At 59.4% G+C, this 19,639-nt stretch carries 18 protein-coding genes, 4 tRNA genes and 1 pseudogene; 20 read left to right on the forward strand and 3 right to left on the reverse strand.

Going from position 1 to position 19,639, the window contains the following annotated elements; translation table 11 throughout:
• The first annotated feature begins 6 nt into the window (after positions 1–6).
• The 4 genes from KGA98_RS15500 to pyrF all read left to right on the forward strand — a co-directional run bounded on the left by KGA98_RS15500 (position 7) and on the right by pyrF (position 3,518).
• Positions 7–666, forward strand: a complete 660-nt coding sequence (locus KGA98_RS15500) for a glutathione S-transferase family protein (RefSeq protein WP_223502739.1) — start codon at positions 7–9, stop codon at positions 664–666.
• Between the two features lie 8 nt (positions 667–674).
• A complete protein-coding gene (locus KGA98_RS15505; RefSeq protein WP_223502740.1) occupies positions 675–1,481 on the forward strand; it encodes a DUF4892 domain-containing protein in 807 nt (268 codons plus the stop codon).
• 69 nt (positions 1,482–1,550) lie between these two features.
• Entirely contained in the window at positions 1,551–2,606 is a 1,056-nt protein-coding gene (locus KGA98_RS15510; RefSeq protein ID WP_090457260.1) for an AI-2E family transporter, read from the forward strand.
• Positions 2,607–2,819: 213 nt separating this feature from the next.
• The gene (pyrF, locus tag KGA98_RS15515; protein WP_008016546.1) at positions 2,820–3,518 is read left to right on the forward strand and encodes an orotidine-5'-phosphate decarboxylase; all 699 of its coding nucleotides are present in this window, start codon (positions 2,820–2,822) and stop codon (positions 3,516–3,518) included.
• A gap of 131 nt (positions 3,519–3,649) precedes the next feature.
• Here pyrF and KGA98_RS15520 read toward each other — a convergent pair whose 3' ends face one another.
• The gene (locus KGA98_RS15520) at positions 3,650–4,654 is read right to left on the reverse strand and encodes an NADP-dependent oxidoreductase (protein ID WP_223502741.1); all 1,005 of its coding nucleotides are present in this window, start codon (positions 4,652–4,654) and stop codon (positions 3,650–3,652) included.
• Between the two features lie 238 nt (positions 4,655–4,892).
• Here KGA98_RS15520 and KGA98_RS15525 point away from each other — a divergent pair, with 238 nt between their 5' ends.
• From KGA98_RS15525 to KGA98_RS28680, 4 genes and pseudogenes are all read left to right on the forward strand, one after another.
• Positions 4,893–5,654 (forward strand): SDR family oxidoreductase, encoded by a 762-nt coding sequence (locus KGA98_RS15525; protein WP_223502742.1) that lies wholly within the window; start codon positions 4,893–4,895, stop codon positions 5,652–5,654.
• Between the two features lie 265 nt (positions 5,655–5,919).
• Entirely contained in the window at positions 5,920–7,305 is a 1,386-nt protein-coding gene (locus KGA98_RS15530) for a PLP-dependent aminotransferase family protein (RefSeq protein WP_223502743.1), read from the forward strand.
• A gap of 987 nt (positions 7,306–8,292) precedes the next feature.
• Positions 8,293–8,517: pseudogene (locus KGA98_RS28675) on the forward strand (HAMP domain-containing protein); the annotation flags it as partial.
• Complete coding sequence (locus KGA98_RS28680) at positions 8,515–9,378, forward strand: methyl-accepting chemotaxis protein (protein WP_411736667.1); 864 nt, start codon at positions 8,515–8,517, stop codon at positions 9,376–9,378. The pseudogene KGA98_RS28675 and the gene KGA98_RS28680, both read left to right, overlap by 3 nt.
• Before the next feature lie 116 nt (positions 9,379–9,494).
• Here KGA98_RS28680 and KGA98_RS15540 read toward each other — a convergent pair whose 3' ends face one another.
• Entirely contained in the window at positions 9,495–10,253 is a 759-nt protein-coding gene (locus tag KGA98_RS15540) for a hypothetical protein (RefSeq protein ID WP_057713677.1), read from the reverse strand.
• A 386-nt stretch (positions 10,254–10,639) separates the two neighbouring features.
• Between KGA98_RS15540 and KGA98_RS15545 the strand changes: the two genes are divergently transcribed.
• From KGA98_RS15545 to KGA98_RS15560, 4 genes are all read left to right on the forward strand, one after another.
• Positions 10,640–10,715, forward strand: a tRNA-Glu gene (locus KGA98_RS15545).
• A 2-nt stretch (positions 10,716–10,717) separates the two neighbouring features.
• Positions 10,718–10,793, forward strand: a tRNA-Gly gene (locus KGA98_RS15550).
• Positions 10,794–10,897: 104 nt separating this feature from the next.
• Positions 10,898–10,973 (forward strand) — tRNA-Glu (locus KGA98_RS15555).
• 3 nt (positions 10,974–10,976) lie between these two features.
• Positions 10,977–11,052, forward strand: a tRNA-Gly gene (locus KGA98_RS15560).
• Positions 11,053–11,109: 57 nt separating this feature from the next.
• Here the strand turns inward: KGA98_RS15560 and KGA98_RS15565 are convergent.
• On the reverse strand, positions 11,110–11,979 hold the full coding sequence (locus tag KGA98_RS15565; protein WP_223502745.1) for an AraC family transcriptional regulator: 870 nt from the start codon (positions 11,977–11,979) through the stop codon (positions 11,110–11,112).
• Positions 11,980–12,389: 410 nt separating this feature from the next.
• On the opposite strand from KGA98_RS15565, the gene KGA98_RS15570 reads away from it, so the two are divergent.
• The 8 genes from KGA98_RS15570 (at position 12,390) to KGA98_RS15605 (ending at position 19,634) form a co-directional block, all read left to right on the forward strand.
• Positions 12,390–12,584: a Flp family type IVb pilin gene (locus KGA98_RS15570; protein ID WP_223502746.1), complete on the forward strand. Its 195-nt coding sequence runs from the start codon at positions 12,390–12,392 to the stop codon at positions 12,582–12,584.
• Between the two features lie 201 nt (positions 12,585–12,785).
• A complete protein-coding gene (locus KGA98_RS15575; protein ID WP_223502747.1) occupies positions 12,786–13,310 on the forward strand; it encodes a prepilin peptidase in 525 nt (174 codons plus the stop codon).
• A 2-nt stretch (positions 13,311–13,312) separates the two neighbouring features.
• Positions 13,313–14,641 (forward strand): AAA family ATPase, encoded by a 1,329-nt coding sequence (locus KGA98_RS15580; protein WP_223502748.1) that lies wholly within the window; start codon positions 13,313–13,315, stop codon positions 14,639–14,641.
• A gap of 15 nt (positions 14,642–14,656) precedes the next feature.
• On the forward strand, positions 14,657–15,481 hold the full coding sequence (gene cpaB / locus KGA98_RS15585; RefSeq protein WP_223502749.1) for a Flp pilus assembly protein CpaB: 825 nt from the start codon (positions 14,657–14,659) through the stop codon (positions 15,479–15,481).
• 75 nt (positions 15,482–15,556) lie between these two features.
• Positions 15,557–15,991 carry a hypothetical protein gene (locus tag KGA98_RS15590; RefSeq protein ID WP_317848888.1) on the forward strand — a complete coding sequence of 145 codons (435 nt, stop codon included), beginning with the start codon at positions 15,557–15,559 and terminating at the stop codon, positions 15,989–15,991.
• Positions 15,985–17,205 (forward strand): AAA family ATPase, encoded by a 1,221-nt coding sequence (locus tag KGA98_RS15595; RefSeq protein WP_154909326.1) that lies wholly within the window; start codon positions 15,985–15,987, stop codon positions 17,203–17,205. The genes KGA98_RS15590 and KGA98_RS15595 overlap by 7 nt, the downstream gene beginning before the upstream one ends.
• A 3-nt stretch (positions 17,206–17,208) precedes the next feature.
• Positions 17,209–18,651, forward strand: a complete 1,443-nt coding sequence (locus KGA98_RS15600) for a CpaF family protein (protein ID WP_223502750.1) — start codon at positions 17,209–17,211, stop codon at positions 18,649–18,651.
• On the forward strand, positions 18,648–19,634 hold the full coding sequence (locus KGA98_RS15605; protein WP_223502751.1) for a type II secretion system F family protein: 987 nt from the start codon (positions 18,648–18,650) through the stop codon (positions 19,632–19,634). Before KGA98_RS15600 ends, KGA98_RS15605 begins: the two co-directional genes overlap by 4 nt.
• Positions 19,635–19,639: the final 5 nt, after the last annotated feature.

Below are 19,639 nucleotides of genomic sequence, written 5' to 3' on the forward strand. Positions count from 1 at the left end.
ACAACCATGATAGATCTCTACACCGCTGCGACCCCGAATGGCCACAAGGTCTCTATCGTGCTCGAGGAACTCGGCCTGCCCTACACGGTGCATGCCTTGAGTTTCGACAAAAAGGAGCAGAAGTCCGCGGACTTCCTCAAGATCAACCCCAATGGCCGGATTCCGGCGATTGTCGACCGCGCCAATGGCGATTTCGCCGTGTTCGAGTCAGGCGCCATCCTGATTTACCTCGCTGAACAGACCGGCAAACTGATGCCATCGGACCCGAAGGGGCGTTCGCTGGTATTGCAGTGGCTGATGTTCCAGATGGGGGGCATCGGCCCGATGCAGGGCCAGGCCAACGTGTTCTTCCGCTACTTTCCGGAAAAACTCCAGAGTGCCATCGACCGGTATCAGCATGAAACCCGTCGCCTCTACGAAGTGCTCGACACGCGGTTGCAAGGCGTGGAGTTCCTAGCCGATCAGTACAGCATTGCCGACATTGCCACCTTTCCCTGGGTGCGCGGCTACGAGTGGTCGGGCGTCTCGGTGGATGGCTTGACGGCGTTGCAACGCTGGATGGCAACCATGGAGGACCGGCCGGCGGTGCAGCGTGGCCTGCAAGTACCGAAACGCGCCGATGAAGCCAGTATTATCAAGGGCGCCCAGGCCATGCTGATCCGATGAGTCTATCCATGCGTTCATTCAGTTTGCTGGTGCTGTGCAGTTTCAGTCCCTTGTTATTCGCCGCCGATGTTCCGGGCAGTCAGGACCTGCCGATAGTGCCGCGCATGGTCGACGCCCAGATTGTCGACTATCGCCCCGCCGCCGAACTGGAGCGGATCTACCCGTTGGGCTCGATCCGTAAAATCAGTGGCCAGTTACGATTCGACGGCCAGGTCAGTGCCCGCGGCAACGTCACTTCGGTGACCTACGAATTACCCTCGGAGCATTCATCCATCGAGGCGTTCACCGCTGCCCGCGAGGCTTTGCAACAGCAGGACGCCGGGTTGCTCTTCTGGTGCCAGGCGCGCGATTGCGGTGAAAGCAGCCTCTGGGCCAACCAGGTCTTTGGCAACGCCAAGCTGTACGGCGCCGACGATCAGCAAGCCTATTTGTTGCTGCGACTTGCCGCTCCACGGGACAACACGCTCGTTGCGCTGTACAGCATCACCCGCGGTAATCGCAAAGCCTACCTGCATGTCGAACAGTTCGAGGCTTCGACACCGCTGGGTGAGTTGTTGCCGACCTCAGCGACTTTGTTGCGTGAACTCAAGAGCACCGGCGAGCTCGATTTTGCCACGTTGAACAGCGCACCTGACGAGACCTGGCTCCGCTTGATTTCTCGCGGACTGAATCTGGACACCACCTTGCGGGTCAGCATTTCCGGAGCGAACGCCGAAGCCTGGCGTCAGGCACTGATCGCCCAGGGCGTGCGTACCGCGCGGATGGAAGTCGGCAGTGCCGAAGGCTCTGGCCTGCACATCGAGCTATTGCGCTAGGCTGTACCGGGCGAGCGCGTACGTCGCGTTCGCCTACTCTTTTGCTGACTGACTTTTTCGAGACTTTTGATGATCAATAACGATCGCCTGTTGGTGCAGATCCTGCTCGTGGCGTTGTTCGGCGCGAGCTTCTGGGTGATGGCGCCGTTCTGGTCGGCGATGTTCTGGGGCGCGGTCCTGGCGTTTGCCAGTTGGCCGCTGATGCGCTTGCTGACCCGTTGGCTCAATGGCCGCGAGTCGCTGGCGGCGGCATTGCTGACGCTGGGCTGGATGGTGTTGGTAGCGGCACCCTTGGTGTGGCTGGGTTTCAACCTTGCCGATCATGTGCGCGATGCCACGGCATTCATCAAGGATGCACAGGTTGAGGGGCTTCCCGAAGCGCCGCTGTGGCTGGGTTCGATTCCCCTGGTGGGCGGGCGGCTGGTGGGGATCTGGAACAGCATCGATGAGCAGGGCGCGGCGATGATGGTGTCGCTCAAGCCTTATCTGGGGCAGGTGGGTAACTGGTTGCTGGCGCGCAGCGCGCAGATCGGCGGCGGTATTCTCGAACTGACCCTGAGCGTCGTCTTCGTGTTCTTTTTCTATCGTGACGGGCCGCGCCTGGCGGCATTTGTACACACACTGCTGGAGCGGCTGATCGGTCAACGGGCCGGCTACTACATTGAGCTGGTGGCGGGCACGGTACAACGGGTGGTGAACGGTGTGATCGGCACTGCGGCGGCCCAGGCGATCCTGGCGCTGATCGGGTTCCTGATTGCCGGCGTACCGGGTGCGCTGGTGCTTGGCATCGTGACGTTCATGCTCAGCCTGATCCCGATGGGCCCGCCGCTGGTGTGGATTCCGGCGACCGCGTGGCTGGTCTGGAAAGGCGAGTACGGGATGGCCATATTCCTTGGGATCTGGGGCACATTCATCATCAGCGGTGTCGACAACGTGCTCAAGCCGTACCTGATCAGCCGTGGCGGCAACCTGCCGCTGGTCATTGTGCTGCTTGGGGTGTTTGGCGGGTTGATTGCCTTTGGCTTTATCGGCCTGTTCATCGGCCCGACATTGCTGGCGGTGGCCTACAGCCTGTTGATCGACTGGAGCACGACCCAGGCACGGGGTGAAGATCGCCGGCCCTGAGGCGGGAAGTGCTGTTGTAGGGACCCGTTGCGGTTGCCGAGGGTTGCGGGTCAGGGTGTTGCGGGCGTGTCGTGTGTGTATTGAACTCGACACAATGGCCTCAAGGGCTAGTCTTGCCTGAGCCGTCGCGACGATTTACCGATCATCGGGTCCCGCAGCGGCGCTGGTTCCGCTACAATGCGCGCCGATTTCGACTTGCCTGAGAGCCCACTCATGTCCGCCTGCCAGACTCCCATCATCGTCGCCCTGGATTTCCCTACCCGTGACGCCGCACTGAAGCTGGCCGATCAGTTGGACCCGAAGCTGTGCCGGGTCAAAGTCGGCAAGGAACTGTTCACCAGCTGCGCCTCGGAAATCGTCGGCACCCTGCGCGACAAAGGTTTCGAAGTGTTCCTGGACCTCAAGTTCCACGACATCCCGAACACCACCGCGATGGCCGTCAAGGCGGCGGCGGAAATGGGCGTGTGGATGGTTAACGTGCATTGCTCCGGCGGCCTGCGCATGATGGCTGCGTGCCGTGAAGTGCTGGATCAGCGCACCGGTCCTAAACCACTGCTGATCGGCGTGACCGTGTTGACCAGCATGGAGCGTGAAGACCTGGCGGGCATCGGCCTGGACATCGAGCCCCAGGAGCAGGTGCTGCGCCTGGCCGCCCTGGCGGAAAAAGCCGGGATGGACGGCCTGGTGTGCTCGGCCCTCGAAGCCCAGGCACTGAAAGCGGCGCACCCGTCGCTGCAACTGGTGACCCCGGGGATTCGTCCGGCGGGCAGCGCCCAGGACGATCAGCGCCGCATTCTGACGCCACGTCAGGCGCTGGATGCCGGTTCCGACTATCTGGTGATCGGCCGTCCGATCAGCCAGGCGGCGGATCCAGCCAAGGCATTGGCGTCGGTCGTGGCCGAACTGGCCTAAACACCGCTAAACCTGTGGGAGCGAGCTTGCTCGCGATGGGGGAGGATCAGTGACATCAATGTTGCCTGACACTCCGCTATCGCGAGCAAGCTCGCTCCCACAGTGGTTTTTGGGTGAGTTCAAATATCGGGTTAGACCTTCAACACCAGCTTCCCGAAATTCTCCCCGCTGAACAATTTCATCAGCGTCTCCGGGAAAGTCTCCAGTCCTTCGACAATATCTTCCTTGCTCTTGAGCTGCCCATTGGCCATCCAGCCGGCCATTTCCTGGGCGGCGCCGGCGTATTGGGCGGCGTAGTCCATCACCACAAACCCTTCCATGCGCGCGCGGTTGACCAGCAGTGACAGGTAATTGGCCGGTCCCTTGACCGCTTCCTTGTTGTTGTACTGGCTGATGGCACCGCAAATCACCACCCGCGCCTTCATGTTCAGGCGGCTCAACACTGCGTCGAGGATGTCGCCACCCACGTTATCGAAATACACGTCGACGCCCTTCGGGCACTCGCGCTTGAGGCCGGCGAGGACGTCTTCGCTCTTGTAGTCGATAGCGCCATCGAAACCCAGTTCATCGATCAGGAACTTGCACTTGTCGGCGCCACCGGCGATGCCAACCACCCGGCACCCTTTGATCTTGGCGATCTGCCCGGCAATGCTGCCCACTGCGCCCGCCGCGCCCGACAGCACCACGGTGTCACCGGCCTTCGGAGCGCCGACGTCGAGCAGGGCGAAGTACGCCGTCATCCCGGTCATGCCCAGCGCGGACAAGTAACGTGGCAGCGGTGCCAGTTTCGGATCGACCTTGTAGAAACCTCGCGGTTCGCCGAGGAAGAAGTCCTGCACACCCAGGGCGCCGTTGACGTAATCCCCGACCGCGAACCCCGGGTTGTTCGACGCAATGACTTTGCCCACACCCAAGGCGCGCATGACTTCGCCGAGCCCGACCGGCGGGATGTAGGACTTGCCCTCGTTCATCCATCCACGCATGGCCGGATCCAGGGACAGGTATTGGTTTTCGACCAGTATCTGACCCGCCGCAGGCTCGCCGACCGGTACTTCCTGGTAGGTGAATGTCTCGCGGGTCGCCGCGCCAACCGGACGTTTGGCGAGCAGGAATTGGCGATTGGTCTGGGAGCTCATGGCAGGCACTCAAGTTGAATGAAGCTTTGTTGATAGCCGGTCAGCGACGATGCTGCAAGTTCGGCTGATGCGGCGAATGCAGGTTGATCCAGTGCAGTGATAGTTGGTACGGCAGTTCCATCACTGCAACTCATGGGCGCCCAACCGGAGCCTTGATAGTGCTGCCGTGTTCAAGACCTCCATGGCTAGACTGGTCCTACGCGATTCCCCGCATTCTTCTTTTTGAGGACAAAACAAAATGAGCATGACGTTTTCTGGCCAGGTGGTCGTGGTGACAGGCGGGGCGGCCGGTATTGGCCGCGCGACCGCCCAGGCATTTGCCGCCGAGGGCCTGAAGGTAGTAGTGGCCGATATGGACGTGGCAGGCGGCGAGGGCACGGTGGCGCTGATTCGTACCGCTGGTGGCGAAGCGACCTTCGTGCGCTGCAACGTTACCCTGGAGAACGATGTAAAAAATCTGATGGGGGAGGTGATCAATACTTACGGTCGCCTCGACTATGCCTTCAACAATGCCGGCATCGAAATCGAGAAGGGCAAGTTGGCCGAAGGTACGCTCGACGAGTTCGACGCGATCATGGGCGTCAACGTCAAAGGTGTCTGGCTGTGCATGAAGTACCAGTTGCCGCTGCTGCTGGCGCAAGGGGGCGGCGCGATCGTCAATACGGCATCGGTGGCCGGCCTTGGAGCCGCGCCGAAAATGAGCATCTACGCAGCCTCTAAACATGCGGTGATCGGCCTGACCAAGTCGGCGGCCATTGAATATGCCAAGAAGAAAATCCGGGTCAACGCCGTGTGTCCGGCGGTGATCGACACGGATATGTTCCGCCGCGCTTATGAAGCCGACCCGAAAAAAGGCGAGTTCGCCAACGCCATGCATCCGGTCGGTCGCATCGGCAAGGTCGAAGAGATCGCCAGCGCGGTGCTGTACCTGTGCAGCGATGGCGCGGCGTTTACCACGGGGCACTCATTGGCCGTGGACGGTGGCGTTACTGCGTTTTAAAAAGCGACGTACAGATTCACGAGTACACACGCAGCCTGTGGGAGCGGGCTTGCTCGCGAAGGGGGAGTGTCAGTCGACATCAATGTGGATTGGCAAACCGCTTTCGCGAGCAAGCCCGCTCCCACTTTTTTGGGGTTCCGCTAAAGGGCCAGGCAATGTGTATCAAATGATTAGATCGAATGGTTTTGGCGGCGTTGTCGCACAAGTCTTCGAACACGCCTGTGATTAACTGCTTATCGCAAAATCAACAGGGGTTTGCTTGCTCATGGAATTGAGAATCGACCGACAGGCGCTGGTGCCCGTCGTACAGCAAATTGTTGACGCGCTGACCTGCTGGCTTCATTCCAGCGGGGTATCGCCCGGTACGCGCCTGCCTTCGGTGCGACAGATCGCGCGGATCAATTTGCTCAGTCAGTTAAGCGTCGCTCAGGCTTGTGAACGCCTGGTGACACAGGGAATGCTGGTGTCAGGTCATGGAGCCGGCTATGCGGTTGCCGATCCGGCATTGGCCACAGGCACAAAGCACGAGCCGGTGTGGTTCGAGGGGGCGGAGCCCGATCACGGGACTTTTTCGAGTGAGTTGAGGCTGGGCTGTGGCGGGCTGCCTGAAAGCTGGCGCGAGACAGACGATCTGACTTACGCGATTCGGCAAGTCAGTCGTACCGACACGGCCAGCCTGTTCAACTACAGCACGCCGTTGGGTTTGCCAGCCTTGCGACAACAGATCCTCAAGCACCTCAGGCAGCTGGATATCCGGGCAAAGGACAACCGGATCATGACCACGGCGGGTGCCAGTCAGGGGCTCGACCTGATTGTGCGGACGCTGTTCAAGGCCGGTGACTGTGTGGTCGTGGAGAGTCCCGGTTATCCGGTGCTGTTCGATCTGCTCAGGCTGCACGGCATCCACATGGTCGAGATACCGCGAACACCGCGCGGGCCGGACGTGGAGGTGCTCGAGTCGGTGCTGGTCAAACACCGGCCCCAAGGGCTGTTCATCAATAGCTTCTATCACAACCCGACCGGCAGCAGCCTTGCACCGGTGGTGGCGCGCCGCGTGCTGCAACTGGCCAGGACCTTCGGCGTGCAGGTGATCGAAGACGACGTTTATGCGGATTTGCACAGCGGTTCCGGTATGCGACTGGCTGCGCTGGACGACGATGTGATCTACGTGGGCAGCTTTTCCAAGACCCTCAGCAGTTCCTTGCGGGTCGGTTTCGTGGTGGCCGATGCCGAAGTCATTACACGTCTGGCCGAGGTCAAGATGATCAGTGGCATGGGCGCCTCGCGATTTTGCGAATCGGTGCTGGCGTGCCTGTTGGCTAACGGTGCCTACCGCAAACTGGTACAGCGTCAGCGCCAACGTTTGAGCAGCGACCGGCTGGTAGTGCTGCAATTGCTCGAAGATGCCGAATGGGAAGTTTTCGGCAAGCCGGCGGGAGGCCTGTTCATCTGGGCGCGATCACGAATGTCCGACTACGATCAGCTGCGAACCCAGGCGCGGCGCCTGGGTGTACTGCTGTCATCGAAGACCGCCTTCAACCCCTCGGGTGAGGCCAGTGACTGGCAGCGTATCAACGTGACATATGCCTGCGATCCGCGTGCCCGGGCGTTCTTTCAGGCCACTGCCCGGGATCGACCTCAAGCGTTCTGAAAACGACGTTGGCGTAGCTTTTTGCCATTATTCCGGAGCCAGAGCCTTGTGTTGCCACTGGCCCGTTGCGAATCTGCGTCTACAGACTTTGGCAGGGGACTAAGTGCAATGAATTCGGCCGTGCAAGGACGTTTTGCCAACCTCGGTATGGCGAAAAAACTGGGTGTCGGGTTTGTCCTGGTGCTGTTGTTGACTGCGCTGGTGGCGGGCATTGGCGTTTGGTCCCTGCAAACCATCAGCCAGCGCTTCGATGGGCTCAAGCAAATGTCATCGCTCAACAGCGGTTTGCTCAAGGTGCGGCTACTGGAGCAGGAGTACGCCTTGCACGGCAATCCGAAAACCGTCGATGCCCTGCACGAGGGCGTCGATGGCTTGATTGCCCTGGCCGGCCAGCTCAAAGCCGCGTCTGCGGCCAACGTGCCGGTGATGAATGATGTCGAACAGTCCCTGGGGGCCTATCGCAAGGCCTTCGACGAGTTTGTCTCGCTCAGCCAGGCCAAGGACCTGGCGCTGGAAATGGCCAGCTGGTCGGTGTCCAGCGTGGCCAATAACCTTGATGTATTGCAATCCGGGCTCGCCGATGACGGCACCTATACGCTGAAAGACTCCGAAGGCAAGGACGGTGCGCAATTCATCGAGCAGGCCAGTCAGGTCAGCCAGGTTTCACGCTTGATGCTGCAAGCCATGAATGAAGCGCGCGTGCGTCTGGATCAAAGCCGCAAAGGCGACGACAGCGCCGGGCAGGGCAAGATTGAACAGGCCAGCCAGGCATTGACCCAGGCCGAGCAGCTCAAGACTACGGTCAAGGACGAGGGTTACCAGACCGTCCTCAATGAGGTGATGGGTCATATCGTCAGTTTCAGTGACAAGCTCGCCGAGTACACCGGCCTGCTGGAACAGGAAAAAACCGTCTATCAACAATTACACCAGCGCGCAGCCCAAGTGGTCGAGCGGGTGGATCAGGCTTATGTCGCGCAAGACCTGGCGATGCAGGCTGAACTGAAAAAGAACTCGCTGCTGATCATTGGCTCTTCCGCCCTGGCCTTGCTGGTTGGGCTGGTTGCCGCGTGGATCATCACCCGGTTGATCGTGGCACCGCTGCGCCGTGTGATTCAGGTGGCGCAGCAGATTGCCTCAGGGGATTTGAGTGCGACCATTGACGTGACCCGCCGTGATGAAATCGGCCAGTTGATGCAGGCAATGCAACAAATGGGCGCGGGGCTCAGCCACATAGTCAGCGGCTTGCAATCGGGTATCGAGCAGTTGGCGACTTCTGCCCAATCGTTGTCGGCGGTGACTGAACAGACCAATCTCGAAGTCAGCACGCAGAAGGAGGAAACCGAACAGGTCGCCACCGCAATGAATCAGATGACGGCCACGGTGCATGACGTCGCGCGTAATGCAGAGGAAGCTGCGCTGGCCGCGCAAACCGCTGACGGCAAGGTTGAAAGTGGTCAGCAGGTGGTGCGCCAGAGCATGGCGCGGATCGAGCAGTTGGCGGGCTCGGCCACCTCGGCCAGTTCGAGCATCGAAAGCCTGAGTGCGGAAATCCAGAACATCGGCACGGTTTTGAGTGTGATCAAAAGCGTGGCGGAGCAAACCAATCTGCTGGCGTTGAACGCGGCGATCGAGGCAGCCCGGGCCGGCGAGCAGGGCAGGGGCTTTGCAGTGGTGGCCGATGAAGTGCGTGCGCTGGCCAAGCGAACCCAGCAATCGACCGAGGAAATCGAACGCCTGGTCAGCGCCTTGCGCTCGGCGGCGCAGTCGTCGGTGCAGCAGATCCAGAGCAGTGGCGAGTTGGTGAAGCTGGCGGTCAGCGATGCCTTGCAGACCGAGAGTGCGCTGGGAAGCATTGCGGCGGCGGTGTCGTTGATCCAGCAGATGAACCAACAGATTGCCGCGGCGGCCGAGGAACAGAGCTCGGTGGCCGAGGAGATCAACCGCAGTGTCACCAGTATTCGCGCCAGTGCCGATCAGTCATCGCTGGCGATGCAGGGCAATGCCGCGTCGAGTATTCAGCTGGCGCAACTGGGGGTTGAACTGAAGGGGATGGTGGGGCATTTCAGGCTATAGGATGTAGGAGCGAGCTTGCTCGCGATGGACGCAAGAACGACGTGTATAGCCAGTAAACACGCGTTCTCCTTTACGACCATCGCGAGCAAGCTCGCTCCTACAGTGTTTTTCGATGATTAGTCGTAGATCGCTTTCTTCTTCCAGTCCGCGTCAGCCTCTACGTCCTTGAGGCCTTCGGTCAACTGGTTGACCTCGCCTTCGACCGGCGCGATGCGATCCATGACCTGGTCGTTGGCCCGGGCCAGGAGTTTTTCCAGGTACTCCAGTTGCTCGGCATAGACCTGTGGTTCCTGCTGTTTGCGCAGGTATTGCACGCCACGTTCGAATGCCAGGCGGGCCTGTCCGGGCTGGTTCTGTTGCAGGGAGTGCTGGCCGAGGTTGTTGAAGAACTCGATGTGCAGCAGCACCAGGATGTGGCGCACTTCACGTATCCAGCGCTTGGCCTCGTTGGGGGGCAGGAAGCCGTCCTGGGCCGCGCGGGTAACCTGGCCGTGCAGGGCTTCGAGCAGGAAGCGCACATCCTTGGCCTTGGCTTCAGTCTGGATCGGTGCTGGCGGATTGTTGACCGGGATGGATTCACCCTGGCCGACAAGGGCCTCCAGTTCGGCGATCCGTGCCTTGAGGTTGGCGCTGGATTTTTCCAGGTTAAGCAGGCGCTGGCAGACGTTCAGTTCCAGGCGGGCCAACAGCAGCTTGAGGGCCGGGGTCATCAGCTGGCCGGGGAACGTCTCGGTGATTTCGCCGCAGCGTCGCAGGCGATCGTTGAGCTCAATCTTGGTACGGGCCTTTTCCAGCTTGTTGTTTTCCACCACATGGTTCATGTAGCCAATGGCGATCAACAGTGCGATCCCGGCTACGACTAGCAGGGTGATCATGAGTGGCGTCACCGGTAAGACCTCTTTATAGGTTACGCATGCGAGTCTGGTGGCTTGGCATTTGAGCCACCAGGCCCGCACGACGGGTTGGATCGGACATGCTTGTTCTTACTATCGGCCGGAGCCCCGCTTCTATGAATGATGGCACTCGATACTCAGATTGCCATCATCGGGTGGACTATAACGTCTTGGCGGGTGCCAGAATATAGGCGTCAAACGCCGGGCAGCGGAAAAACCGCAATGGCTCCCAAAAGCAGGGCGAAGTCATTGATTTAAATAAATTTATATCAGGGGGTTGACGACCTCTCAATCCATCCATAGAATGCGCGCCACTTGCAGCGTAAAGCACACAGCGAAACGAAGCAGGGAGTGAATGTTGTACGTGTGTCCCCTTCGTCTAGTGGCCTAGGACACCGCCCTTTCACGGCGGTAACAGGGGTTCGAGTCCCCTAGGGGACGCCAATGCGGGAATAGCTCAGTTGGTAGAGCACGACCTTGCCAAGGTCGGGGTCGCGAGTTCGAGTCTCGTTTCCCGCTCCAATTTTAAACAGCGTTGCTTTCGGGCAGGGCTGAGTGAAACCAGAACCAAGTCTTCGGATGCGGCTCTGGACACCGAAACACACACCATGTGTTCCGGGTAGCGTGTCCCCTTCGTCTAGTGGCCTAGGACACCGCCCTTTCACGGCGGTAACAGGGGTTCGAGTCCCCTAGGGGACGCCATTTGCGGGAATAGCTCAGTTGGTAGAGCACGACCTTGCCAAGGTCGGGGTCGCGAGTTCGAGTCTCGTTTCCCGCTCCATATTTAACGAAAACGCCGCTCATTGAGCGGCGTTTTTGTTTGCGCGTAAAAAACAGATCAACTGCTGAGGCTTTGTACCAGGCTTTCGAGCGCTTCAGAGGTTTCTTCATCTTGCTCCAGTTGCAAAGCTGCAGCCGCTCTGAGTTGGCGTGCCAGGCGGTATTCGCTGGGCGTGCAGTTTGCGAACTGCTTGAAGGCACGAGCGAAGTAGGAAGGATCCTTGAAGCCGGCCTCATAGCCGATGCTGGTAATCGGCATCTGGCTGTTGTCGAGCAGATCTTTGGCGAAGTTCATGCGCTTGTCCAGGATGTAATCCGTGAAGCCAAGTCCATTGGCTTCCTTGAACAGGCGGCTGAAGCGAAATGTCGTCATGCCGCAGCGCTGTGCCAATTCCCTCTGATCGATGCTGTCTCGAAAGTGCTGTTCGATGTACAGCATGACATTGCTCAGCGCCTGGTGTTTTTGATGTCCTGAGGTCCGCCGGATGCTGTCCGGCAGGGTCGGGGCGTGGTCGATTTGCGATGATTTGACCTGGCCGTGGGCATTTCGGCGCAGCTCGCAGAGCTGCACCACCGCCGTCAGGTAACGCTTCTTCTCGGTGGTCGAGAGCGGGAGCACCATGTATTCCCAGACGCTCGAGCGCATGGCCCATACAGCCAGTTCCTCCGAGTGCTGCACGGTGAACATGGTGATCGGGATGCTGGGGGTGGTGCGTTTGATCTCCAGCAACAGCCTCAAGCCTGGCGTGTCAGGGCGATCAAAATGGACGCAGATCATGTCTGCCTGTTCCCTGATGGGCAGCACGGAGTTTTTCGCCAGATTGCAGTCGCAGGAACCCTCGAACTGCGCGACGAGTTCTTTCGTGGACCGATCATGAGTCAGATCGAACCACAGGAGCGATGGCCTTTTGGTCAAATTGGACGTCATGTCTCTACTCTGGGGTTCTTGGTGACTCTCTCGCTAAGGAGTATTGCCAAGGTGCCATCACTTTGCAGATTTAATCCTGATAGGAAAGGCGATTTTTAGTTCTTTTCGCTCTATGGGTTACTTGGAGGGCAGCCCCGGGCGAGTGTTTGCTCGTGTGTTGTCGATAAACACGGGTTTAGCCGCCTGTCGCTTGTGAATCAATGGCAATTGCCTTTGCGTTTCAGTGCCTGGTTTACCCCTCCCGTTACTTCTGCAAAGGCCAATGCCCCCGTATTTGGCCGCCCCGCAAAAAAGTCCTAACGATGTGCAAAATCTTCCTAACGCCAATGCCTTGTCCCTGACTAGGGTTGCATCAGGCAGCGCAGAAAGTACTGCCTCAGAAAAAACAACATTCGAGTGAGGTGGGCAAAATGATCATGCAAACAATTAAGGCTTCGGTAGTGAAGTTCATCAACGACGAAGATGGCCTGACCGTTGTGGAATACGCGGTAGCCGGCGGGTTGGTTACGGCGCTTGTCGTCGGCATTTTCACGACCCTTGGAACAGCAGTTGCGGCCAAAATGCAGACACTGTGCACCGCGATCAATGGTGGTGTTGCCTGCTGATAGTTCCCGCTGGGGGACACGTCGATGTCCATGGGACGGGACAGCCGGTTGCCGCTATTTTTTATAGGGCGCCGGCAACTTTCTTCATGGACTTCGCGTTGTCCCTGTCAATTTGCGTAGAGAGCGCAATTCACTGTGCTGTTCAAGGCCGCCAATAGCAACGTTGCGTGCTAACGATTAATACCTGCAGGGAGACATGCCATGTCCACGGAACTGCTATCGATGGTTTTACTGATAGGACTTTTGGGCGTGGCGGTGGTGAGCGATCTGCTTCGCCACCGTATTCCCAACATGCTCGTCCTGGTGGGCCTTGTCTTGGGATTGATCGGTCAAATGTATTCAGGTGGTGTCAGTGGATTGGGTGACAGCCTGCTGGGCATCCTGATTTGTTTTGCGCTGTTTCTGCCGATGTACGCCTTCGGTGGCATGGCTGCCGGTGACGTCAAGTTAATGACCATGGTCGGCAGTTTTCTACCGTTCCAGTTCGCGTTGTGGGCTGCAATGTTTAGCCTGATAGCCGGCGGCGTATGCGGTTTATTGATCGTGCTGGTTCGCGGTCAATTGCGTCAGACCTTGGGGCGCTATTGGCTAATTCTAAGGGCGCAGGCTTATCTGGCACCAACTTCAGATGAAGTAGCCGGCAAGCCTTTCCCATATTCGATTGCAATATTGATCGGCACTTTGAACAGTGTCTACTGGCAAATTGCCGGTGGATTCGGAGGTTAGACATGCACGTCATCGTCGATAGTGATGCCTACCCCAGCGATCGGGGAGCGGTGCAACGGCTGGCTCCTCAGCCCTGCACTATCCGCGAAACTGGCCTGACGGACAGTTTTCTCGGCGAGTTGGTGTGCAAGCATTTGTTTGATGCCGGTGTGCTGGACATGTCGCGGCTGGTGGAACGCCTGGCGCTGACCGGCGCGGTGCTTGAAGAGGTCCTGGCGTTTCTGCGCAAGGATGGCCGTGTCGAAGTGCTGGGCCAGGTGAGTCAAACGGGCGGGCAGATGTTGCGTTATGGCCTGACCGAGCGTGGTCGCAGTGTCGCCCGCGATGCCCTGTCGCGCAGTGGCTATATCGGTGCGGCACCCTTCCCGGTGAGTACCTACCGCTCCCTGATCAAGCTACAGACCATTCACCATGGTCGCATCAATGCCAACGATATGCGCAATGCCCTGGCTGGCGTAGTGCTCACGGAGGAGATGCTCGATCAGTTGGGTGTGGCGATGAACTCCGGGCGCGCGATCATGATTTATGGCCCCGCGGGTACTGGCAAGACTTATGTCAGCAGTCGGCTGATCCGTCTGTTCGCCGAGGCCATCTGGGTCCCTTATGCCATTGTCATCAACGAGTCGGTGATCGAGATCTATGACCCGCAGGTGCATCAGCGCCTCGATGACAACGCTCAGCAGAACACCCTGATGCTCAACGAAGGCATCGACCGTCGATTGCTGTGCTGCAAACGCCCGATCGTCATCACGGGCGGTGAGTTGAGCATGGAACAGCTGGACGTTCGCTATGACCCCTTCACCCGTCAATACCAGGCCGCCTTGCAGCTCAAGGCCAGCAATGGCCTGTTCATCATCGACGACATGGGGCGCCAGCGCATGGCACCCGCCGAGCTGCTTAATCGCTGGATCGTCCCGATGGAAGAGAAACGCGATTTCCTCAACCTGGGCGGCGGTCGGCATTGCGAACTGCCGTTCGATCTGATTCTGGTGTTTTCCACCAACCTCAATCCCCTGGAACTGGCCGATGAGGCCTTCCTTCGCCGGATTGGCTACAAGCTGCAATTCGGATACCTGAAGCCCGAGCAGTACGAAAAGATCTGGCGTCAGGAAAGCGAGCGTCTGGGCATTTCCTATGACCCGCTGCTGGTGCGTTATGTGCTGCAAAGGCTGTATGCAAGTGAAGGCATGCCCCTGGTGCCCTGCCATCCCCGCGATCTCCTGAACATGGCGCTCGATCGCCAGCGTTATATCGGCGGTTCCGGACCACTGTCACCGAAAGAGTTGGAATGGGCCTGGCACAACTACTTCGTCCAGCTCGACTTTCTTTGATACGGAGATACTGACATGAGCTCTCGTACTCTTACCCTGATAGGCGTTTCCCTGGCCATGGGCCTTGGGGCTGCATGGATGGCCGACTCCTGGCTGAGCGCGCGGCTCAATGCCAGCCCGGATGACCACCTTCGAAGCGTGGTGGTCGCCACCGTAGAGATTCCATTCGGGCAGATGGTCGAGGCCCAGCAGGTCACGACCGTACGCATGCCCATGGATACGATCCCGGACGATGCCTTCGATGCCAGCGAAAAAGCCGTGGGCAAGATCGCAACGTTCGACATTCTGCGGGGCGACATCGTGCGCGGTGCGCGTCTGAGCGAGCACCTGGGTGGCAGCACCCTGGCCTCTTTGATTGCGCCTGACAAACGCGCCATATCGGTACGCGTGGACGATGTGGTCGGCGTGGGCGGATTCCTGTTGCCGGGTAACCGGGTCGATGTACTGGCGACCAAACGCACGGACGGTGCCGGCAATAACGCCGTGTCCAAGACCATCCTCGAGAATTTGCGGGTGTTGGCGGTGGACCAGACGGCGGGTACCGACAAGACCCAGCCGGTAGTGGTGCGCGCGGTGACCCTGGAGATGTCGGCCGCTGAAGCGGAAGCCCTGGTCACGGCGCAGACGGAAGGCAAGTTGCAACTGGCGCTGCGTAACCCGCTGAACCTCGAGAAGAAAATCCCGGCCGTTGCGCCAGCTACGCCTTTTGCACCTGCTGCCCCGGCCATGGCTGTAGCCACCGCCGAGGCACCAAAACGCGTGGTACAGCGCAGCAGTGGCGAGGGCGGGGGTATCACCGTTATCCGCGGGATCGAAGCCAAAGTAGTCAAAATTCGCTGACACGGCGCAATCAGTATCCGGGCACCAGGGTATTGGCGGAGCCGATCCGGATCAGTATCGGCAATCGAGGGCTTGATGATGAATCTTCGTATTCAGCAGCCGTTCACTTCGAAGCCAAGGCGCCAGGAAGGATCGGTGAGTGTATTGATGGTGATCGCGTTGGCGGCGATGGCGATGATGGCGGCGGTGTGTGATATCGACGATTCGATGATCCGGCAGCGGGCGATCTTAAATGCCGAGGGCGATGAAGGTACGAGTCAGCTGATCGGCGATCTGGCCATCGGCCACCTGACGCTGACCTATCTTGACGTAAACGGCGCGGAGGTGACCAATCCCGCTACCAGCGGCTTCCGCGCCATCCGCTATGTCCGGTTGAGTCTGGAAGACTTTGTTTTCAACCTGTTTATTCCCGGGTTTGGCGTGCGCATTACCCTGCCTGCATTCAGGGCAACTTTGCCACGCGAAAGCCTAGGGCGTCATTCCGGTTCCGGGGAGATCACGCCATGCTGAATACCAAGGACACTCCACTCTCAAGTTCGACCGGCAAAGCCGGGCTCAGGTTGCTGATCAGCAGCCGTGATGCCACGTCGTTGCGCGACCTGCAGAGCGTCTGCCAACGCATGCCCAGCCTGGAGGTGAGCACTCGCCTGGTGAGCAATGGGCATGTCGACCCGCTCTACGGTCTGGACCGGATGCCTGATCTGTTGCTGTTGCGCGTCAGCCACCTGTGGCGTGAAGAGCTGGCGGCACTGCTGCAGCGCCCGGCCCATGAGCGTCCGCCGATGTTGGTGTGCGGTCTGCTGAGCGAACAGGAAGGCATGCGCCTGGCGATGCAGGCCGGCGCCCGTGACGTGCTCCCGGAGCCCGTCGCCGAGACGGAACTGGTCGCCGCCTTGAATCGGCTGGTCATGGAGGTTCGGACCGGCAGCGGGACAGAAGGGAAATTGCTCGCCGTGATCAGCGCCAAGGGCGGATCCGGCGGCACCATGTTGGCCTGCAACCTGGCTCAGCAGCTCAGCCTGAAGGGTGGCAGTACCCTGTTGCTGGACATGGACCTGCAATTTGGCAGCGTGACGCATTACCTGGATGTGGCGCAAACCCACAGCCATCTAGAGGTGTTGCATCAGATCGACGGCATGGACAGTGTTGCGCTACGGGGTTTTTGCAGCCACTTCAGCCCGACCTTGCATGTGCTGGGTGGCCGGGCCGGAGAGCTGTGTCTGCCGCAGGATGCTCAACCCGAGCAACTTGACACCCTGATGCAGTTGGCCCGTGCCAGCTATGACTGGGTGGTGATCGATCTGCCACGGCAAATCGACCACCTCACCGGCTCCGTACTGGAACAGGTGGATCGGGTGTACGTGGTGGTGCAGCAGAGCGTCAGCCATCTGCGCGATGCCAGCTCCCTGGTGCGGATTCTTCGCGAAGACCTGGGCGTGCGTGGGGATCAATTGCAGATAGTGGTCAACCGCTATGACAAGACGGCAGCGGTCAGCCTCAAGGATATCGGCGAGGCGCTGCGCTGCACGAACCTGTCGAAATTACCCAATGATTTCAACCTGGTCAGCCAGAGTCAGAACACTGGTGTGCCATTGGGTCTGCATGCGCCGAAGGCGGCGATCACCGTTGCCCTGTGCAACGTGGCCGATGACCTGCTCGGCAACCAGATGGCTGGAAAAAAAGGCGTGTTCAAACGCGCCTTCAACCGTTTTTTCGGGGGGTGACCCATGATCAGCGACTTTCGTAACCGCTTGCGCAAACAGTCCGGTAAACCCGCTTCATCGCCGGCTAACCAGCCGGGTGACGACCATCTGGATCCGGCCGAGGAAATAATGGAGTGGGAACGTGCAACGCCGGACGTTCTTTACGAAACCAGAAGTCAGGTCACCCCAGTGGAAGCCGAGTGGCGAGAAAAGATCTATCAGCAGTTGCTCAAGGTCATGGACCTGTCCTTGCTGGACTCCCTTGAACAGGCTGAGGCCACGCGGCAGATTCGCGATATTTGCCAGCGCCTGCTCGATGAGCATTCGGCACCGGTGAGTACTTCCAGCCGCCAGTTGATCATCAAGCAGATCACCGATGAGGTGCTCGGCCTTGGTCCCCTGGAACCGTTGCTGGCCGATCACAGCGTGTCCGACATTCTGGTCAATGGCTATGCCTCGGTCTATGTCGAGCGCTTTGGCAAACTGCAACGTACCGATGTGCGCTTTCGCGATGATCAGCATTTGCTGAACATCATTGACCGCATCGTTTCCAGCCTGGGGCGGCGTATCGACGAGTCTTCGCCCTTGGTGGATGCCCGGCTCAAGGACGGTTCGCGGGTCAACGCGATTATCCCGCCGCTGGCCATCGACGGCCCGAGCATGTCGATCCGGCGCTTTGCGGTGGACCTGCTCAATACCGACAGCCTGATCCAGGTGGGTACATTGACCCCGGCCATTGCCCTGCTGCTCAAGGCGATAGTGCGTGGGCGCTTGAACGTGCTGATTTCCGGCGGTACCGGCAGCGGCAAGACCACCATGCTCAATGTCCTGTCCAGTTTCATTCCGCACAACGAGCGGATCGTCACCATCGAAGACTCGGCCGAACTGCAACTGCAGCAACCCCATGTAGTGCGTCTGGAAACCCGGCCTTCGAATATCGAGGGGCGTGGCGAGGTGAGCCAGCGGGAGTTGGTGCGCAACAGCCTGCGGATGCGCCCGGACCGCATCGTGATCGGCGAAGTGCGCGGCGTCGAGGCACTGGACATGCTGACGGCGATGAACACCGGCCACGACGGCTCGTTGACCACGATCCACGCCAACACCGCGCGCGATGCGTTGGGGCGGGTCGAGAACATGGTGTCGATGACTGGGGCGACCTTCCCGATCAAGGCCATGCGTCAGCAGATCGCTTCGGCCATCGATGTGGTCATTCAGCTGGAACGCCAGGAGGACGGCAAGCGCCGCCTGGTCAGTGTGCAGGAGATCAACGGCATGGAAGGCGAGATTATCACCATGACCGAAATCTTCTCCTTCGCGCGCCATGGCATGGGCGAAAACGGCGAGGTACTCGGGGATTATCGGCCCAGCGGCATGATCCCCGCCTTCCGCGATGTGCTGGCCAAGCGCGGCATCGAGTTGCCGCTTGCGATGTTCAGGCCTGAGTGGATGGAGGCACGGCAGCCATGAACAGTATTCCTGGTGAATTCATTCTGATGTTCCTCGGCATGGTGTTTATCGCCGTCTTCCTCCTGTCCCAGAGCGTGGCTGTGCCGGTGTTTGGCGAGGCCGGCAAGATGCGCAAGCGCATCCGCGGCCGTTTGCATGTACTGGAGAAAGCCAATAATTTGCCCAACATGCAGACCGTGTTGCGACAGAAATACCTGACGCGTTTGTCGCCGTTGGAAGCCAGGCTTGAACAGCTGCCCTTTATGGAAGCATTGACGCAAATGATTGAGCAGGCCGGGCACGAATACCGGGCCTACCGGGTATTGCTGCTCGGGCTGGTGCTGGGTGTCTGGGCGGGTATCTTGATCTGGATGGTTTCGCCAGTCTGGTGGATGGCGCTGATCGCGGGTTTCGCGGTTTTCTGGTTACCCATACTGAAAATCTCTCGCGACCGTGGCAAGCGTTTCGCTGAGTTCGAGGAAGGCCTGCCGGATGCACTGGATGCCATGTGCCGCGCTCTGCGCGCCGGGCACCCATTCAACGAAACCCTGCGCCTGGTGGCCGAGGAACACAGGGGGGCGGTCGCTCATGAGTTCGGCCTGACCTTCTCCGATATCAACTATGGCAATGATGTTCGCCGGGCCATGCTCGGCCTGCTGGAGAGGATGCCAAGCATGACGGTGATGATGCTGGTGACCTCGATCCTCATCCATCGCGAGACCGGCGGTAATCTGACCGAGGTGCTGGAGCGTCTGAGTCGGCTGATTCGCGGGCGCTTCCGCTTTCAGCGCAAAGTCAAAACCCTGTCGGCGGAAGGGCGTATGTCGGCCTGGGTGCTGGTGGCGATTCCCTTCGTGCTGGCGATCGCGATCATATTCACCACTCCCAGTTACATGCCGGTTCTGATCAATGATCCCACCGGTCACAAGCTGATCATCGGGGCGTTCTGCGCCATGTTGATCGGGATTTTCTGGATACGAAAAATCATCCGGATTCAGGTTTAAGCGGT

It is taken from the genome of Pseudomonas sp. BF-R-24, assembly GCF_019947335.1.
Lineage (GTDB): Bacteria > Pseudomonadota > Gammaproteobacteria > Pseudomonadales > Pseudomonadaceae > Aquipseudomonas > Aquipseudomonas jessenii.

Excerpts from the sequence above, each read along its gene's own strand:
- KGA98_RS15500 (WP_223502739.1), top strand. The coding sequence starts at position 7 with ATGATAGATCTCTACACCGCTGCGACCCCGAATGGCCACAAGGTCTCT.
- KGA98_RS15505 (WP_223502740.1), top strand. The coding sequence starts at position 675 with ATGCGTTCATTCAGTTTGCTGGTGCTGTGCAGTTTCAGTCCCTTGTTA.
- KGA98_RS15510 (WP_090457260.1), top strand. The coding sequence starts at position 1,551 with ATGATCAATAACGATCGCCTGTTGGTGCAGATCCTGCTCGTGGCGTTG.
- pyrF (WP_008016546.1), top strand. The coding sequence starts at position 2,820 with ATGTCCGCCTGCCAGACTCCCATCATCGTCGCCCTGGATTTCCCTACC.
- KGA98_RS15520 (WP_223502741.1), bottom strand. The coding sequence starts at position 4,654 with ATGAGCTCCCAGACCAATCGCCAATTCCTGCTCGCCAAACGTCCGGTT.
- KGA98_RS15525 (WP_223502742.1), top strand. The coding sequence starts at position 4,893 with ATGAGCATGACGTTTTCTGGCCAGGTGGTCGTGGTGACAGGCGGGGCG.
- KGA98_RS15530 (WP_223502743.1), top strand. The coding sequence starts at position 5,920 with ATGGAATTGAGAATCGACCGACAGGCGCTGGTGCCCGTCGTACAGCAA.
- KGA98_RS28680 (WP_411736667.1), top strand. The coding sequence starts at position 8,515 with ATGGGCGCGGGGCTCAGCCACATAGTCAGCGGCTTGCAATCGGGTATC.
- KGA98_RS15540 (WP_057713677.1), bottom strand. The coding sequence starts at position 10,253 with ATGATCACCCTGCTAGTCGTAGCCGGGATCGCACTGTTGATCGCCATT.
- KGA98_RS15565 (WP_223502745.1), bottom strand. The coding sequence starts at position 11,979 with ATGACGTCCAATTTGACCAAAAGGCCATCGCTCCTGTGGTTCGATCTG.
- KGA98_RS15570 (WP_223502746.1), top strand. The coding sequence starts at position 12,390 with ATGATCATGCAAACAATTAAGGCTTCGGTAGTGAAGTTCATCAACGAC.
- KGA98_RS15575 (WP_223502747.1), top strand. The coding sequence starts at position 12,786 with ATGTCCACGGAACTGCTATCGATGGTTTTACTGATAGGACTTTTGGGC.
- KGA98_RS15580 (WP_223502748.1), top strand. The coding sequence starts at position 13,313 with ATGCACGTCATCGTCGATAGTGATGCCTACCCCAGCGATCGGGGAGCG.
- cpaB (WP_223502749.1), top strand. The coding sequence starts at position 14,657 with ATGAGCTCTCGTACTCTTACCCTGATAGGCGTTTCCCTGGCCATGGGC.
- KGA98_RS15590 (WP_317848888.1), top strand. The coding sequence starts at position 15,557 with ATGATGAATCTTCGTATTCAGCAGCCGTTCACTTCGAAGCCAAGGCGC.
- KGA98_RS15595 (WP_154909326.1), top strand. The coding sequence starts at position 15,985 with ATGCTGAATACCAAGGACACTCCACTCTCAAGTTCGACCGGCAAAGCC.
- KGA98_RS15600 (WP_223502750.1), top strand. The coding sequence starts at position 17,209 with ATGATCAGCGACTTTCGTAACCGCTTGCGCAAACAGTCCGGTAAACCC.
- KGA98_RS15605 (WP_223502751.1), top strand. The coding sequence starts at position 18,648 with ATGAACAGTATTCCTGGTGAATTCATTCTGATGTTCCTCGGCATGGTG.